Source organism: Caldalkalibacillus salinus (genome assembly GCF_016745835.1).
Taxonomy (GTDB): domain Bacteria; phylum Bacillota; class Bacilli; order Caldalkalibacillales; family JCM-10596; genus Caldalkalibacillus_A; species Caldalkalibacillus_A salinus.
Genome location: NZ_JAERVL010000007.1, coordinates 26064 through 41057, shown reverse-complemented (window position 1 = coordinate 41057; position 14994 = coordinate 26064). Strand labels below are relative to the sequence as shown.

The window sequence follows — 14994 nt, the reverse complement described above, 5'->3', positions numbered from 1 at the left end:
CGTCCATTGTAACGTCCATAAAAAGGAACTGGAAGGATGGTAGAATGACACGCTTTAGTTTACGGAATAAGCAAATATTATGGGTCCTGTTAGCCGTTTTTTTGATTATGTTTATGGCGGCCTGTTCGCAAACCCCGTCAACAGATTCAGAAGAGCCACCTGTTAATGAGGGGGATACAGTTAATCCACAGGATGAGAACGATTCAGACGCCACGGAACTGTCGCTTGTCCCTAACCTCGTTCAAGACATGTCCTTAGAAGAAAAAATTGGCCAGATGTTTATGCCCCAGATTGAAATGCTAGATGGGGCGCCGACACATAGAATGAATGAGAAGTTAGAAGAGATGCTCGACCAACAACACGTGGGCGGTGTGATCCTTTTTAGTAAGAATATCGAAAGTACTGAACAGCTGGTCACGCTGACCCATGATTTACAAGAACACACGTCCATCCCTTTATTCACGGCCATTGACCAAGAAGGAGGGAACGTTGATCGTTTGCCTTTTGGTACAAACTTGCCCGGGAATATGGCACTAGGGGCTAGCCAAACGCCGAGACATGCTTATGAAGCTGGTCGTGTGACGGGAACTGAGCTTAAGGCACTAGGCATTAATGTTAATTTTGCCCCCGTCCTAGATGTGAACAACAATCCTCGAAATCCTGTTATTGGTGTTCGTTCATACGGCGAGGACCCAAATCAGGTTGCCGTACTAGGGTCTAAGTATATTGAAGGTTTACATGATGCGGGTGTTGTGGCTACAGCCAAACATTTCCCGGGACATGGTGATACGCATGTTGATTCCCATGTTGGGCTACCTGAATTAGATAAATCGGCAGATGAACTAGAGAATTTAGAATGGTTCCCTTTTCGACATGCGATACAGTCTGACCTTCAAATGGTCATGACCGCCCATATGATGTTTCCGCAACTAGACGAACAAACCGTAAAATCTAAGCTAGACGGTAAGGACATTCATTTACCGGCCACACTTTCGGAGACGATGCTTCAACATTATCTACGAGAGCAGATCGGCTTTGATGGGATTGTCGTCACCGATGCGTTTACGATGAAGGCGATTGCCGATCATTTTGGTGAAACGGACGCCGTGCTCAGAGCAGTAAAGGCAGGGGCTGACATTATCCTTATGCCAAGGGAACTAGAAGATTCGTATGAGGCATTGCTTGAAGCTGTCCAAAGTGGTGAAATCAGTGAAGCGCGTATTGATGAGTCGGTGACACGAATTCTTGCTCTGAAGCAGGATATGGGGCTTCTTACACAGGTGGGAGAAGCGGAGATAGATGAGCAGGATACGCCTACTATGACAATTCATGAGAAGATTGAACATGCCCAGCAAGTCGTTGGTGCTACCCACCATGCTGAGGCCATTCACGAAATCACTCAAGCGAGTGCGACTTGGGTTAAGCATGAAAAAGGGATCAATCGTTGGATGCTAGAAGATAAACCCCATGATGGGGACAAGGTGCTTGTTATGATGCCAAGTCAACATCACTTAACACGTGCTCAGGAGACCTGGCAGGTAATGCAGTCTGCTGAAAGTGCTTTAGAGGGAGTGGATGTGACCTGGCGTGTATACGATGCTAATGTTGCCTCTTCGTTAACGAATGATAACCATTCGTATGATTACTATATTCTCATGACACATAATCTATCCCTTAACGAAGCAGGGGGGCCATTAGTTACGAGTCTCAATTCACTCGTCAATCATTGGAACATGCAAGATGTACCCTATGTTCATATCGCTTTAGAGCTACCTTACGATGCGGGTTATATACCCAACGTACAACGCTCACTTGCCCTTTATGGCAGTGAAACGGTGCATTATGAAGTGATGTTTGATGTGCTTTTCTCGGGCGTTGAAGCAAAGGGTGTATTACCTGTCGAGTTACCACAACCAGAAGCTGAGTAAGTCATACTAACGACAAGACGTGTCTTGTTGAGCTTCTGTCGATATTTGATGAACGAAAACCGCCTCTTTCTCGTTTAAAACCTATCAGGCATGACCAAGCTGATATTAAGAATACGAGAGAGGGGAAATCGTCTTGAAGACATTATACTTATATTTATTCGTCAGTTTGTCCGTTTTGGTCATGAGTTGGGAGCATCAAGCTCAAGTTTCGGCTAGTCTATTAAATCAAAGTCTATTAAACCAAACAAATATCGCTGAGGAAAAAGCAATACCTGAGGAAGCCATCCGACTAAGAGTCCTTGCCCACAGTGACAGCCCCCAAGATCAGCTGATAAAAAGAGAAGTGCGTGACGTTATAGTTGACCGCATGAACGCTTGGGCGCAGGATATCGACACCATAGAGGGGGCGCGTCAGAAACTAAAAGCGTCCCATTCACATTTAAATCAAATCGTACAAGAGACACTTGAAGCGAAAGGGTACGATAAAGATTTTTCGATAGAATATGGACAAATACAGTTTCCAGTGAAGTTATATGGCAACCGTCTATATCCGGCAGGTGAATATGAAGGTTTACTTATTACGATAGGTGCCGGTCAAGGTGACAATTGGTGGTGTGTTTTATTCCCACCCCTATGCTTTGTCGATTTTGGTACAGGAGACGTTTCAGAGAACGGGCAAAAAGCAAGTCAACAAGATCAAGAAGATCTTGGACAAACACAAGACGAAGAAGTCGAAGTCCGCTTTTTCCTGGCCGATATTTTTAATAAAGTCGTGGCCATCTTTGCCTAAGATCATCTTTGCTCTCTAAAGGCTCTTAACGCCAACGAAACACCATTAATAATTGACAACACTCCATATCTTGAACTGAGTTTTTAAGCTCCAACCTGAAACTTTCAGGGGTATAGCTGACATCATAGTCTGACTGAATGCCGATCTGATCGAGTAAGTGATGGATGCGCGACGTGTCCGATTGTTGAGCGGCGTTCATTAATTCAGCATTGAGCTCGTTTGAAGTGGATAAAGTGTCCACAACGTTGCTTGCCTCATTGATCAGAGTGTGGAAGTTCGCTATAGACTGGTTAAAAAGTGAGGGGTCGACATCAGGGTAAGGAGAAGGAGAGCTTAACAAGGGTCTTCTAGCAAGATGTACGTAGCGTTGTCTCCTGCTAGTGTTATCTTCTTGCATGAGGAGAACCTCCTTTGCTTGAAAAAATGGTAGTTGTTATTGTTATACGCACGACACATGTCTAAAGTGTTCATCACGTAGTCTCTAGTTCATAGAGGCTTTTTATTTTACAATAAACAGCATGAGGTCATGCTACAATAGATAGGACTTAAAGGACGAAAGAGGGAAATGTCATGAAACATCAAAAACAAACCAAACATTGGGTTATCCACGGAACTGGGGATAACTGTGTGGATAAACTTATTCGACATCCACATATACACGAGGCAGCTAAGTATATCAGACAGGGTGAAGTGGTATCATTTCCGACTGAAACCGTGTATGGATTAGGGGCTAATGCCTTGTCAGACGAGGCAACGAAGGGGATTTTTGAAGCCAAGGGGAGACCGAGTGACAACCCCTTGATCGTCCACATCTCATCTGTGGATCAGTTATCAAGGGTTGTGGATAATGTGGATGATAGAGCTCGCACCTTAATGAACGCTTTTTGGCCTGGGCCGTTAACGATAGTTTTAGAAAAAAGCGAACAGGTCTGTTCACTTGTGACAGCGGATCTTTCCACAGTGGGTGTCCGCATGCCAGATCATCCCGTCGCACGAGCGTTGATTGAGGTGGCTGGTCTACCGTTAGCAGCGCCAAGTGCTAACCGTTCTGGAAAACCGAGCCCCACGAGTGCTGGGCATGTTTTGCATGACTTGGACGGACGTATAGCCGGCGTCATTGATGGTGGAGAGACCGGCGTTGGTGTGGAATCAACTGTGTTAGACATCACCCAAGACATCCCTGTTATCCTACGACCGGGTGGTGTCACCCAGCGCGAGCTAACTGAGGTGATAGGGCAGGTTAATGTTGACCCTGCGTTAAGCATGTCTACTACAGAGCATGTTTCTCATGATTTTAAACCTATTTCTCCCGGTATGAAGTACAAGCACTATGCTCCAGAGGGAGAACTTTGGGTTGTAGATAACCGTAACGGTACGTCAAAAATGCGGGCCTATATCAAACAAAACATAACAGAATTTAAACGAGAGGGATCACGTGTCGGTGTCTTAACGACGGATGATGGGGAGCAAGATTACACGGAAGCGGACCTCGTCATTAGTCTTGGAAGTCGTGAGGATTTGCACACAGTAGCTAGACGTATCTATGATGGCTTACGACAAATGGATGCTGCCCATGTGGACCTCATTTTTTGCGAAGGCTTCTCGACGGACGGTATTGGAGCTGCCATCATGAATCGTCTACTTAAGGCTGCCGGTGGGCGCGTACATGACGTACGTTAGTCATGTGGTTGGGGCGAGTGTCTCTAGAAGCTTGCCCTTAAGACCGTTTTCACTTTACATCTTCTAAACTGTAACAGCGTTAGTGGTCCCGCCTATTCCATCCTCTCCTCAAGGCGCTATTCTTTTTACAACGCCGGTTTAAGTCATATCAAACAAGCCTAACCCCTTGTACTTTTTTAAACATCCCATGCATATGTTTGAGAGAGACAAGGGGGATGGATCATGCCAGATATTTTTTTAGGCGAATTATTAACACTCCTATTTGTATCTCTCGCCCTAGCCATGGATTCTTTCTCTGTTAGCATTGGGTTAGGAATGCGAGGTATTCGGCTTAGGCACTTGTTAAAAATCAGTATAATCAACGGCTTGTTTCACTTTTTCATGCCTTTACTAGGTGCGCTTATTGGACAGTACCTTAGTGGCTATATGGGTAGTTTGGCTGTGACAATAGGGGGCATCATCCTTATTTTTATTGGTTTACATATGATCCTTGGATCTATTTTTGATGACGTCGAGGAACCCTCTATAAACACCACTCTACCGGGTATAGCCTTATTTGCATTTGGCGTCAGTCTAGACGCTTTTTCTGTCGGTTTGCCTTTCGGTTTGTTTTCCGCTAGTTTATGGCTCATGGTCACTTTATTCGGTATAACAGCGTCAATTCTTACAGCGTTAGGATTACTCATCGGGCGTAAGGTTGGCGGTTGGATAGGACAGTACAGTGAAATTTTTGGTGGGTTCGTGCTCCTTGTTTTTGGCGTGAAATTTTTAGTGTAGAATAGATACAATAGAAATGTGTATCATACGTCATAACGCTAACAGAAAAATGAGGGAGTGAACCATGAAGCATATCCTCTTTGTATGTACAGGTAATACTTGTCGAAGCCCTTTAGCAGAATCCTTACTGCGTCACAAAGCCCCGGAGCTATTTCACGTTCAATCTGCAGGGATTGCAGCCGTCGAGGGTGGAGCCGCAGCTGAACACGTACAACGGTTGCTAGCCGAACAAGGGGTTCAACTCGACCATCAATCTCAGAATGTTTCCCCTGAACTGATGGAATGGGCTGACCTTATCCTAACCATGACAGCAGCCCACCAAGCGATACTGCAAGACATGTATCCTGAGAAAAAAGACACCATTTATCCGTTAAAAAAGTATGTCGATCCAAACTGTGAACAAGTGAATATCATGGACCCTTTTGGGGGTGACTATCATATTTATAAGTTCACGATGGAAGAGATTGATGCGCTCTTAGAACAGCTTAAGGCCAAACACATGGATGAATAACCGCCACGCATGTTGATTTCCTTTGTGACCTTTGAGGGATGTTTAAGGTATACTATGAAATAGAAGATGAAGGTGAAGAGGTGAGAGAGTTGAAAATTGCATTGGCTTCAGACCATGGTGGATATCAAATCAAAGAAGAATTAAAAGGCTTACTTGACGAACTTCAGTTATCATACGAAGACTTCGGGTGTGAGTGTGAAGAATCAGTAGATTATCCTGACTATGCCGTCCCAGTAGCAGAAAAAGTGGCTAGCGGCGAGTTTGATCGGGGGATTCTCGTGTGTGGTACAGGCATCGGTATGAGTATCACCGCTAATAAAGTGCAAGGTATTCGCTGTGCTTTATGTCACGACACGTTTAGTGCTAAGGCTACGCGTTTGCACAATGACAGCAATATCTTAGCGATGGGAGAACGTGTGATAGGGCCAGGACTTGCCCGCGAAGTAGCCAAGGTGTGGCTTGAAACAGAATTTGAAGGCGGGCGTCATGCGCGACGTATTCAAAAAGTTTCCGATGTAGAAGCGCGGTGAACGTGATGGCAGACCAAGCGCTCAGAGATGAGCTTTATCATCAAACGAAGCAAGCGCTCGAGGCCTTACACAGTCAGTTCCCCTTACAACCCCATCAATTGATTGTTTTTGGTGTGAGTACGAGTGAAGTACTCGGTGCCCGCATCGGTACAGCGGGAACAGAAGGGGTCGCCTCCGCTATCTTTCAAGCCATTGCTAACATGCAACAGCAACATGGCTTTCAGATGGCCTTTCAATGCTGTGAACATCTTAACCGAGCTCTAGTGGTCGAGCGGCACACGGCTCTCCAGCGCGGGTATGAAGAAGTCACAGTGGTACCTGTCCCTCAGGCTGGGGGTGCCATGGCCTCATACGCCTATCATGCGTTGAGTGACCCTGTAATGGTAGAAGAAGTACAAGCAGAGGCCGGCATTGATATAGGGGATACCTTGATCGGCATGCATCTAAAGCGTGTCGCCGTTCCTATTCGTAGTGAAATCAAGAGTATAGGGCATGCTCACGTGACCATGGCGATCACAAGGCCTAAACTTATCGGTGGCGCCAGGGCCACTTATGAACTTGTGCAGGAAAGAGAATAAACGGCGGTATACAAAGGGACATCTACCGTAAATAAAAATGTTAAAAAATCTCTTACGATAGACTGTGGACAAGCAGCGCTTAAAGGTGTATAACTAACAAAAGAAATAGGTTTAAAAGAGGAGAGAAGGAGTGAAGGGAATGTCCATCTTACAAGAGAAAGACCCTGATATTTTTGCCTCTATTGAAGACGAACGTAAAAGACAAAAGGAAAAGATTGAGCTCATCGCATCCGAGAATTTTGTTTCAGAATCAGTTTTAGAAGCCATGGGCAGTATAATGACAAATAAATATGCTGAAGGGTACCCTGGTCGTCGCTATTATGGCGGCTGTGAACATGTTGATGTGGCTGAGAATTTAGCACGCGAGCGCGTGAAGACTTTGTTTGGGGCAGAACATGCCAACGTACAACCTCATTCTGGCGCTCAAGCGAACATGGCTGTTTACTTTTCAGTGCTCGAGCCCGGTGATACCGTTTTAGGTATGAATTTATCCCATGGGGGTCACTTGACGCACGGCAGTCCTGTTAACTTTTCAGGACAACTCTACAACTTTGTTGATTACGGAGTAGAAGAGGGGACACATCGCATTAACTACGATGACGTGCTGGCCAAAGCCAAAGAACATCAACCGAAGCTCATCGTCGCGGGTGCTAGTGCTTACCCTCGTGTGATTGACTTTCAAAAGTTAAAAGACATTGCAGATGCGGTCGATGCTTACCTCATGGTCGATATGGCGCATATTGCTGGTTTAGTCGCGACAGGAGAGCATCCATCGCCAGTCCCTTATGCAGATTTCGTGACATCAACGACGCACAAAACATTACGCGGACCTAGAGGTGGCCTTATTTTATGCAAGGAAGCGTACGCTAAGAAGATTGACAAGTCGATCTTCCCTGGCGTTCAAGGCGGTCCATTAATGCATATCATTGCGGCTAAGGCGGTCGCTTTCAAAGAAGCCCTTAGTCCTGACTTCAAAGCGTATGCGAAGCAAATCGTCGCGAACGCAAAACACTTAGCAGAAAGCTTGAAAAAAGAGGGTCTGAATCTTGTTTCAGATGGGACTGACAATCACCTTATCCTTCTGGACGTACGGAGTGTCAATCTGACAGGAAAACAAGCAGAACATCTACTAGACGAAATCGGTATTACTTGTAATAAGAATACCATTCCATTTGACCCTGAAAGTCCGTTTGTGACGAGTGGGATTAGAATAGGAACGGCGGCTGTGACAACGCGAGGTTTTGTGGAGGCTGACATGCAAGAAATAGCCGAAATTATGGCCCTCACCCTAAAGCACCCAGACGATGAACAGAAACAAAATGAAGCGGCGACACGCGTTCAACAATTAACGTCACGTTTTCCGCTATATACAACACAACCTGTATCCTAATTAAACATCCGCTACCGAACAATATCGTCAATGCTTGTAGGTGGTGGACATGAGTGACCTCCCGAAAATGGGAGGTCACAACTGTGGTAAGACTATATTGATATCAAATTTCTCCCCAAGGTATGAGAAAGAATAGAAAAGGAGATAAACATGGCTAAAGTATACGTATTTGATCATCCTTTGATACAGCATAAGTTAACGTACATAAGAGACAAGCACACAGGAACAAAGGAGTTCAGGGAGCTTGTTGATGAGGTGGCAGCCTTAATGGCATATGAGATCACGCGGGATATGCCTTTACAAGAGGTGGATGTGGAGACCCCTGTTGAGGTTTGTCGCTCCTATCGCTTGGCTGGGAAAAAACTTGGTTTGGTTCCCATCCTACGTGCGGGTCTCGGCATGGTAGACGGTATCCTAAAGCTGATTCCTGCGGCTAAAGTGGGACACGTGGGTCTTTATAGAGACCCGAAAACCCTACAGCCCGTTGAATACTACGTTAAATTACCGAGTGACGTAGAGGAACGTGATTTCATCGTGATTGACCCGATGCTTGCCACTGGAGGGTCAGCGGTTGAAGCGATTCAGTCACTAAAAAACCGTGGTGCCAATAGTATCAAGCTCATGTGTCTAATCGCCGCTCCAGAAGGGATCGAGAAAATGGAACAAGCACACCCAGACGTGGATATTTTCGTAGCTGGCGTAGACGAGAAGCTGAACGAGAAAGGATATATTGTCCCAGGTCTCGGAGATGCTGGAGATCGTTTGTTTGGGACAAAATAAGGAGACGGAGATAGTATGGCAAAAATCAAGGTAATGTCCATCTTTGGCACAAGACCTGAGGCTATCAAAATGGCCCCGTTAGTACACGAACTTAAAAAACATCCAGAACACATCGAACCGTATGTGACTGTCACGGCCCAACACCGGGAAATGTTAGATCAAGTTCTCGATATCTTTGATGTGACACCGGACTATGATTTAGACGTCATGCAGAGTCGCCAAACCCTAACTAGTGTTGTCACGCGGGCACTTGAGGGCTTAGACGATGTCATGAAAAAAGTCCAACCGGACCTCGTCTTGGTACACGGGGACACGGCAACGACCTTTGTCGCAAGTCTGGCTGCTTTTTATAACCAAGTGGCCGTTGGGCATGTGGAAGCAGGGTTACGAACGAATAATAAGTACTCTCCTTTTCCCGAGGAGATGAATCGACAGCTCACGGGGGTGTTAGCTGACCTACATTTTGCCCCAACGAACCAAGCGGCTGATCATCTCTTACAAGAGAATAAGCCTGAAGAACAAATATATATCACTGGAAATACGGCCATTGATGCCCTGAAAACGACCGTTGGGGAAGGCTATCACCATGATATACTGGACAAAGTCAGAGGAAGTCGCATGGTTCTCATGACAGCGCATAGACGTGAAAATGTGGGGCAGCCGATGAAGCAAATGTTCCGCGCCATACGTCGGGTTGTCGAAGAACAAGAGGACATACAAGTGGTGTACCCCGTCCACCTTAATCCTGCGGTACAAGAAGTTGCCCAGGATATCCTTGGCGATCACCCTCGCGTTCATCTCATAGAACCTCTCGGCGCAATTGATTTTCATAACTTTGCTTCTAGAGCACATATGATATTAACCGATTCTGGTGGCGTGCAAGAGGAAGCGCCCTCTCTTGGCGTGCCCGTATTAGTTCTACGTGATACCACAGAGCGACCTGAGGGTGTTGAAGCTGGCACGTTAAAGCTTGCAGGGACAGAAGAAGATGATGTTTACCAGTTAACAAAACAACTATTAAATGATAAAGAAGTCTATGAGAACATGGCGCGTGCTTCCAATCCTTATGGAGATGGACAAGCCTCGCGCCGTATAGTCGAAGCAATTCTGTATCATTTTGGACGTCGACATGATCGTCCTGACCCTTTTGAAGTCTAGCGTCTCTCTTTCAGACCGGGCAAGAGTCAGATGCCCCACATTTCTTCCCAATAGCGAATGATCCTTTGTGTATGAGAGGGCCGATGTAGTGCCTCTCATATACAGGCAGAGTATGTATATCATTTGCCACAAAATCTTTAAATTTTTACTGAAACGATGTTTGGCAACACTTTCCGTATAAAAAGGCTTTCAAACTGGCTGTCACTGCGTTGACAAACCCTAAGCCCTATTGTACGATATTACAGGTATGTCCTAATTTTCAGTATCCGACTCTTAATATATTAAGAGAGGAAAGGTTATCAACAATTTTTAAAAAGGTCCCTATCAGAAGGAGGCTAGGTTGGATGTCAACACCTCCACCTTGGAAAGCCTTTTCATTAGTCAGTATCATCGGTATTGATCTCGCCGTTTGCACCTTAATCGGTTTTTGGATCGGTAATCGAGTCGATCAGTGGTTAGACACAGGCCCATTATGGCTTATTGTAGGTGTTTTCGCTGGATTAGGTGCGGGTGTGCTTAGTATCATACCTGTCGTAAAAAGATATTTAGGAGATTTGGAATAAGCATGACTTATACTCAACAGGTGACACGACTGATACGGTTACTCTTGTTTGTCCAAGTGGTTGCCGTTCTAGGCTGGGGCTTCAGTACGATACCTCAATTTTTTGCAGGGCTTACAATGGGGACCGCCATAGGGATGTTGAATGCGATTTACTCGGCTTACAAAATACATACAGTAGGGGAAGCCGTTGTGAATCAAACGGGGCGTAAACCTACGCTCGGTATGGTGACAAGGTTAAGCCTAGCAGCTTTAGGTGCAATCGTCTGTTTGCGTTTTCCAGGCCATTTTGACGTCAATGGTTACGTGGTAGGATTATTGTCTATGCCAGTACTCGCTTTAGGCGATGCTATATATACTCAACTTAAACCAGGTAAAGCTAGGGAAAGGGGTGAATAGAGGTGGAGCATCATAATCCTATATACGACTTTTTTAAAGGAACAAGCTTAGAAGGTATGTTAGTTGTGAATCTATCATCCATGCTAATGGTCACAATAACTGCCGCTATTGTGTTTTTCATTGCGTATGCTGGTGTCCGAAGTGCAACTTCAGGAAAACCAAGTGGCATGCAAAATTTTATGGAGTGGGTCATTGATTTTGTTAGAGGTGTTGTAGGCAGCACCATGGATATGAAGAAGGGTGAAAAGTTTGTAACCTTAGCTTTGACCATTATCATGTTTATCTTTGTTGGAAACTTCTTAGGTATCCCATTTGCAATTTCTGTTGATACCGAGACTTGGGGACACCATACTTTATGGTGGAAGTCACCTACCGCAGATCCACATGTAGCGATGACGCTTGCGATCACGATGATCGTGCTAACTCATATTTTTGGGGTCCGCATGACAGGTTTCAAGGACTATTTCGTACATTACTTTAAGCCACAGGCGTGGCAATTCCCTTTACACATTATTGAGGAATTTGCCAAAACGTTAACGTTAGGTCTTCGTCTGTTTGGTAACATTTACGCAAAGGAAGTATTGCTCGGAATGTTAGCAGCAGCGGGAGCGGCCGGTACAGTCGGTTTCTTTGCAGCGGCTTTACCGATGTTAGTATGGCAAGCGTTTGGGATATTCATGGGGACCATTCAAGCGTTTGTATTTACAATATTAACACTCGTTTATATTTCTCAGAAAGTTCAACATGACCACTAGCGTCATTTAAGTGCACATTAATGCACAGGGGATTATTGGATTCGGAATCTCAGGCATCTCGTTTGGGGTTTGAATTATATATTATCATTCAAATGTCTTTTAAATATTCGAAGGGAGGACTTAATTATGACAGGAGCATTAGCTGCAGCTATAGCAGTAGGACTTGCTGCAATTGGAGCAGGTGTAGGTAACGGTTTAATTGTGAGTAAAACAGTAGAAGGTATTGCACGTCAACCAGAATCTCGTGGGGTATTACAAACAACGATGTTTATTGGTGTCGGTCTAGTAGAGGCGATTCCGATTATTGCCGTTGTTATTGCCTTTATCGCACTTGGCCAATAATGATATGAACATAACTTTTCCATGGCGAGGCCCTACAGGGGTCTTCGCCATTCCTTTATGAGTACATGGCCTGTCATGATCTCATCACTTATACGTCCTTAAAAACAATGAATGTCATGGTATGAAAAGTGATATGTAAAAAGATTTGATAGGTCACGATTGCGATGCGGTCGTGTATCTACAGAATGATTATCGGCTGTGATCTTTTAAGTACCGTGCTTTAATTGTAATGACCCAGAAGGGAGTGAATGTTGTGATACACAATGTAGAATGGGGAACGATGCTTTACTCACTCTTCATTTTCATCGTATTGTTTTTACTTCTCCGCAAGTTTGCATTTGGTCCATTAATGCGCATGATGGAAGAGCGTCAAGAAAAAATAGCAGACGATATTGCCACTGCTGAAAAAGGACGTTTAGAATCTCAACGCATTATGAAGGAGCAGGAAGAAGCTTTAAATCAAGCGAAAAAAGATGCCCAACAAATTTTAGATAATGCACGAGTCACAAGTGAGAAACAAGCAGATAACATTATAAGTGCAGCACATGAAGAGACAGAGAAAATGAAAAAAGTCGCACGTGCTGAGATTGAACGGGAGAAAGAACAGGCGCTTGAGGCGTTAAGAGCTCAAGTTGGTTCACTTTCAGTGATGCTAGCAACCAAAGTAATTGAAAAAGAACTTGATGAAAAGCAACAAGAGAAGCTCATTGCAGACTATCTTAAAGAAGTAGGGACGAAGAAATGAGTGCAGTAGGGAAAAGATACGCAAAAGCCCTTTTTGAAGTAGCCAAAGAACAAGATCAGCTCTCAGTCATTGAGAAAGAGCTTCATCAAATTGATGAAGTGCTAGCTGATCATCCTCAATTTTTCAAGTTCTTAGAGCATCCACAAATAGAGAAAGAACAGAAGAAAGAAGTGTTTTCCGCAGTGTTCCAAGGGCAAGTGTCTAAGACGATGTTACAGTTCATGCATCTCCTCATCGATCGTGACCGTGAAGAGGCACTTTCTGAAGTTCAGGAATATTATGTTAAGCTGGCTAACAAGGAACGCGGAATAGAAGATGCAGTCGTCACAACCACCAAGCCACTATCCGATGAAGAAAAACAGAACTTAACCGCTCATTTTAACCATATCGTTGGGCGTGAAATCCGTGTTCACAACGTTCTAGACGCTAGTATCGTTGGAGGCATTGTCGTTAAAATAGGTGACCGTCTTTATGATGGAAGTGTGACTGGTAAGTTGAATCGTTTTAAACGTCGGTTAGTGACATCTAAAAGTTAACAGATAGGGGTGAAACGAATGAGTATTAGACCAGAAGAAATAAGTTCTCTCATAAAGAAGCAAATAGAACAATATGATGCTGACCTTGAAGTTGTTGATGTGGGAACGGTCATTCAAGTGGGTGACGGTATCGCACGTGTTCACGGCCTAGAGAACGTTATGGCTGGTGAGCTGTTAGAGTTCAGCAACGGGGTCATGGGAATGGCATTAAACCTAGAAGAAGATAACGTGGGTGTCGTTATCTTAGGTCCATATACTGAGATTCGTGAAGGGGACCAAGTGAAGCGTACAGGACGTATCATGGAAGTGCCTGTAGGAGAACAACTTCTAGGCCGTGTTGTTGATCCACTAGGGCAACCTTTAGATGGTAGAGGACCTTTAGAAACAACGGAATATCGTCCTATTGAGTCTCCAGCACCTGGTGTTATGGATCGTAAATCCGTACATGAGCCCATGCAAACGGGGATTAAAGCCATTGACTCTATGGTCCCTATCGGAAGAGGACAACGTGAGTTAATCATCGGTGACCGCCAAACGGGTAAAACAACGATTGCGCTCGACACAATCATCAACCAAAGAGGAAAAGACGTTGTCTGTGTGTACGTTGCCATCGGCCAAAAACAATCAACCGTAGCAGGGGTTGTTGAGAAGTTACGTCAACACGACGCACTCGATTATACGATTGTTGTCCAAGCAGGGGCATCTGATCCAGCACCGCTATTATTCTTAGCGCCGTACTCAGGTTGCTCCATGGGCGAATACTTTATGTATAACGGCAAGCACGTGCTCGTTGTGTATGATGACCTCACAAAGCAGGCATCCGCTTACCGTGAGCTGTCGTTACTACTTAAAAGACCACCAGGACGCGAGGCTTACCCTGGGGATGTATTCTACCTACACTCCCGTTTACTAGAGCGTGCGGCTAAGCTTAGTGATGAAAAAGGTGGCGGGTCTCTAACGGCACTGCCATTTATTGAAACGCAAGCCGGGGACGTGTCCGCTTATATTCCAACGAACGTCATTTCTATTACGGATGGACAGATTTTCCTAGAGTCCGACCTGTTCTACTCAGGTGTACGCCCAGCCGTTAACGTAGGGTTATCCGTATCTCGTGTCGGTGGATCGGCTCAAGTTAAAGCGATGAAAAAGGTAGCAGGGACATTACGTCTTGACCTTGCGCAGTATCGTGAGCTTCAAGCGTTCGCTCAGTTTGGTTCTGATCTAGATAAAGCCACTGCAGCGAAATTGAACCGTGGGGAAAGAACCGTGGAACTATTAAAGCAAGATGAAAATAAACCGATGGACGTTGAGAAACAGGTTGTCAGCATCTACGCTGTAACCAAAGGCTTTTTAGATGACATTCCGGTTGAGGATGTCGGTCGTTTTGAAGAGGAGCTACTCTCATACTTTGACGGTAACAAGTCTGAAATCTTAAAGCAAATCCGCGAAACGGGTGCTTTACCTGATGCCAACGATTTAGATTCAGCGATTGAAGACTTCAAGAAAGGTTTTACGCCGTCTGCATAATCCAACGAT

General features: G+C 45.0%; 18 protein-coding genes. 17 read left to right on the top strand and 1 reads right to left on the bottom strand.

Annotated features, from left to right (window positions below; translation table 11 throughout):
- Positions 1-44 precede the first annotated feature (44 nt).
- Positions 45-1928 (top strand): beta-N-acetylhexosaminidase, encoded by a 1884-nt coding sequence (nagZ, locus tag JKM87_RS07550; RefSeq protein ID WP_202079648.1) that lies wholly within the window; start codon positions 45-47, stop codon positions 1926-1928.
- 133 nt (positions 1929-2061) lie between these two features.
- Positions 2062-2718, top strand: coding sequence for a stage II sporulation protein R (gene spoIIR, locus JKM87_RS07545; RefSeq protein WP_236838682.1), 657 nt, complete (start codon positions 2062-2064; stop codon positions 2716-2718).
- A 25-nt stretch (positions 2719-2743) separates the two neighbouring features.
- Here the strand turns inward: spoIIR and JKM87_RS07540 are convergent, their stop codons facing one another.
- Positions 2744-3115, bottom strand: a complete 372-nt coding sequence (locus JKM87_RS07540; protein ID WP_202079646.1) for a YuzC family spore coat inner layer protein — start codon at positions 3113-3115, stop codon at positions 2744-2746.
- Positions 3116-3288: 173 nt separating this feature from the next.
- Here JKM87_RS07540 and JKM87_RS07535 point away from each other — a divergent pair, with 173 nt between their 5' ends.
- The 15 genes from JKM87_RS07535 (at position 3289) to atpA (ending at position 14985) form a co-directional block, all read left to right on the top strand.
- Positions 3289-4398: an L-threonylcarbamoyladenylate synthase gene (locus tag JKM87_RS07535; RefSeq protein WP_202079645.1), complete on the top strand. Its 1110-nt coding sequence runs from the start codon at positions 3289-3291 to the stop codon at positions 4396-4398.
- 222 nt (positions 4399-4620) lie between these two features.
- Positions 4621-5175 carry a manganese efflux pump MntP gene (locus JKM87_RS07530; protein WP_236838681.1) on the top strand — a complete coding sequence of 185 codons (555 nt, stop codon included), beginning with the start codon at positions 4621-4623 and terminating at the stop codon, positions 5173-5175.
- 64 nt (positions 5176-5239) lie between these two features.
- Entirely contained in the window at positions 5240-5686 is a 447-nt protein-coding gene (locus JKM87_RS07525; protein ID WP_202079644.1) for an arsenate reductase/protein-tyrosine-phosphatase family protein, read from the top strand.
- A 38-nt stretch (positions 5687-5724) separates the two neighbouring features.
- Complete coding sequence (gene rpiB, locus JKM87_RS07520) at positions 5725-6216, top strand: ribose 5-phosphate isomerase B (RefSeq protein WP_419761839.1); 492 nt, start codon at positions 5725-5727, stop codon at positions 6214-6216.
- Positions 6217-6221: 5 nt separating this feature from the next.
- The gene (locus JKM87_RS07515; RefSeq protein ID WP_202079643.1) at positions 6222-6794 is read left to right on the top strand and encodes a TIGR01440 family protein; all 573 of its coding nucleotides are present in this window, start codon (positions 6222-6224) and stop codon (positions 6792-6794) included.
- A 139-nt stretch (positions 6795-6933) separates the two neighbouring features.
- The gene (locus tag JKM87_RS07510) at positions 6934-8184 is read left to right on the top strand and encodes a serine hydroxymethyltransferase (RefSeq protein ID WP_202079642.1); all 1251 of its coding nucleotides are present in this window, start codon (positions 6934-6936) and stop codon (positions 8182-8184) included.
- Between the two features lie 150 nt (positions 8185-8334).
- Entirely contained in the window at positions 8335-8964 is a 630-nt protein-coding gene (gene upp, locus JKM87_RS07505; protein ID WP_202079641.1) for a uracil phosphoribosyltransferase, read from the top strand.
- Between the two features lie 15 nt (positions 8965-8979).
- Positions 8980-10122 carry a non-hydrolyzing UDP-N-acetylglucosamine 2-epimerase gene (gene wecB / locus JKM87_RS07500; protein WP_202079640.1) on the top strand — a complete coding sequence of 381 codons (1143 nt, stop codon included), beginning with the start codon at positions 8980-8982 and terminating at the stop codon, positions 10120-10122.
- 344 nt (positions 10123-10466) lie between these two features.
- Positions 10467-10685 (top strand): AtpZ/AtpI family protein, encoded by a 219-nt coding sequence (locus JKM87_RS07495; protein ID WP_202079639.1) that lies wholly within the window; start codon positions 10467-10469, stop codon positions 10683-10685.
- A 2-nt stretch (positions 10686-10687) separates the two neighbouring features.
- Positions 10688-11080 (top strand): ATP synthase subunit I, encoded by a 393-nt coding sequence (locus tag JKM87_RS07490; protein WP_202079637.1) that lies wholly within the window; start codon positions 10688-10690, stop codon positions 11078-11080.
- A gap of 56 nt (positions 11081-11136) precedes the next feature.
- Complete coding sequence (gene atpB, locus JKM87_RS07485; RefSeq protein ID WP_202079785.1) at positions 11137-11835, top strand: F0F1 ATP synthase subunit A; 699 nt, start codon at positions 11137-11139, stop codon at positions 11833-11835.
- A gap of 126 nt (positions 11836-11961) precedes the next feature.
- Positions 11962-12177 (top strand): F0F1 ATP synthase subunit C, encoded by a 216-nt coding sequence (gene atpE / locus JKM87_RS07480; RefSeq protein ID WP_202079635.1) that lies wholly within the window; start codon positions 11962-11964, stop codon positions 12175-12177.
- A gap of 280 nt (positions 12178-12457) precedes the next feature.
- On the top strand, positions 12458-12922 hold the full coding sequence (atpF, locus tag JKM87_RS07475) for a F0F1 ATP synthase subunit B (protein ID WP_419761842.1): 465 nt from the start codon (positions 12458-12460) through the stop codon (positions 12920-12922).
- Positions 12919-13458, top strand: a complete 540-nt coding sequence (locus JKM87_RS07470; protein WP_202079631.1) for a F0F1 ATP synthase subunit delta — start codon at positions 12919-12921, stop codon at positions 13456-13458. The genes atpF and JKM87_RS07470 overlap by 4 nt, the downstream gene beginning before the upstream one ends.
- Before the next feature lie 18 nt (positions 13459-13476).
- Entirely contained in the window at positions 13477-14985 is a 1509-nt protein-coding gene (gene atpA / locus JKM87_RS07465; protein WP_202079629.1) for a F0F1 ATP synthase subunit alpha, read from the top strand.
- Positions 14986-14994 lie beyond the last annotated feature (9 nt).

Coding starts and splice junctions, on each gene's coding strand:
- atpA (WP_202079629.1), top strand. CDS start 13,477: ATGAGTATTAGACCAGAAGAAATAAGTTCTCTCATAAAGAAGCAAATA.
- wecB (WP_202079640.1), top strand. CDS start 8,980: ATGGCAAAAATCAAGGTAATGTCCATCTTTGGCACAAGACCTGAGGCT.
- atpE (WP_202079635.1), top strand. CDS start 11,962: ATGACAGGAGCATTAGCTGCAGCTATAGCAGTAGGACTTGCTGCAATT.
- rpiB (WP_419761839.1), top strand. CDS start 5,725: ATGTTTAAGGTATACTATGAAATAGAAGATGAAGGTGAAGAGGTGAGA.
- atpB (WP_202079785.1), top strand. CDS start 11,137: ATGTTAGTTGTGAATCTATCATCCATGCTAATGGTCACAATAACTGCC.
- JKM87_RS07525 (WP_202079644.1), top strand. CDS start 5,240: ATGAAGCATATCCTCTTTGTATGTACAGGTAATACTTGTCGAAGCCCT.
- JKM87_RS07535 (WP_202079645.1), top strand. CDS start 3,289: ATGAAACATCAAAAACAAACCAAACATTGGGTTATCCACGGAACTGGG.
- JKM87_RS07510 (WP_202079642.1), top strand. CDS start 6,934: ATGTCCATCTTACAAGAGAAAGACCCTGATATTTTTGCCTCTATTGAA.
- upp (WP_202079641.1), top strand. CDS start 8,335: ATGGCTAAAGTATACGTATTTGATCATCCTTTGATACAGCATAAGTTA.
- JKM87_RS07495 (WP_202079639.1), top strand. CDS start 10,467: ATGTCAACACCTCCACCTTGGAAAGCCTTTTCATTAGTCAGTATCATC.
- nagZ (WP_202079648.1), top strand. CDS start 45: ATGACACGCTTTAGTTTACGGAATAAGCAAATATTATGGGTCCTGTTA.
- atpF (WP_419761842.1), top strand. CDS start 12,458: ATGCTTTACTCACTCTTCATTTTCATCGTATTGTTTTTACTTCTCCGC.
- JKM87_RS07540 (WP_202079646.1), bottom strand. CDS start 3,115: ATGCAAGAAGATAACACTAGCAGGAGACAACGCTACGTACATCTTGCT.
- JKM87_RS07515 (WP_202079643.1), top strand. CDS start 6,222: ATGGCAGACCAAGCGCTCAGAGATGAGCTTTATCATCAAACGAAGCAA.
- JKM87_RS07470 (WP_202079631.1), top strand. CDS start 12,919: ATGAGTGCAGTAGGGAAAAGATACGCAAAAGCCCTTTTTGAAGTAGCC.
- JKM87_RS07490 (WP_202079637.1), top strand. CDS start 10,688: ATGACTTATACTCAACAGGTGACACGACTGATACGGTTACTCTTGTTT.
- JKM87_RS07530 (WP_236838681.1), top strand. CDS start 4,621: ATGCCAGATATTTTTTTAGGCGAATTATTAACACTCCTATTTGTATCT.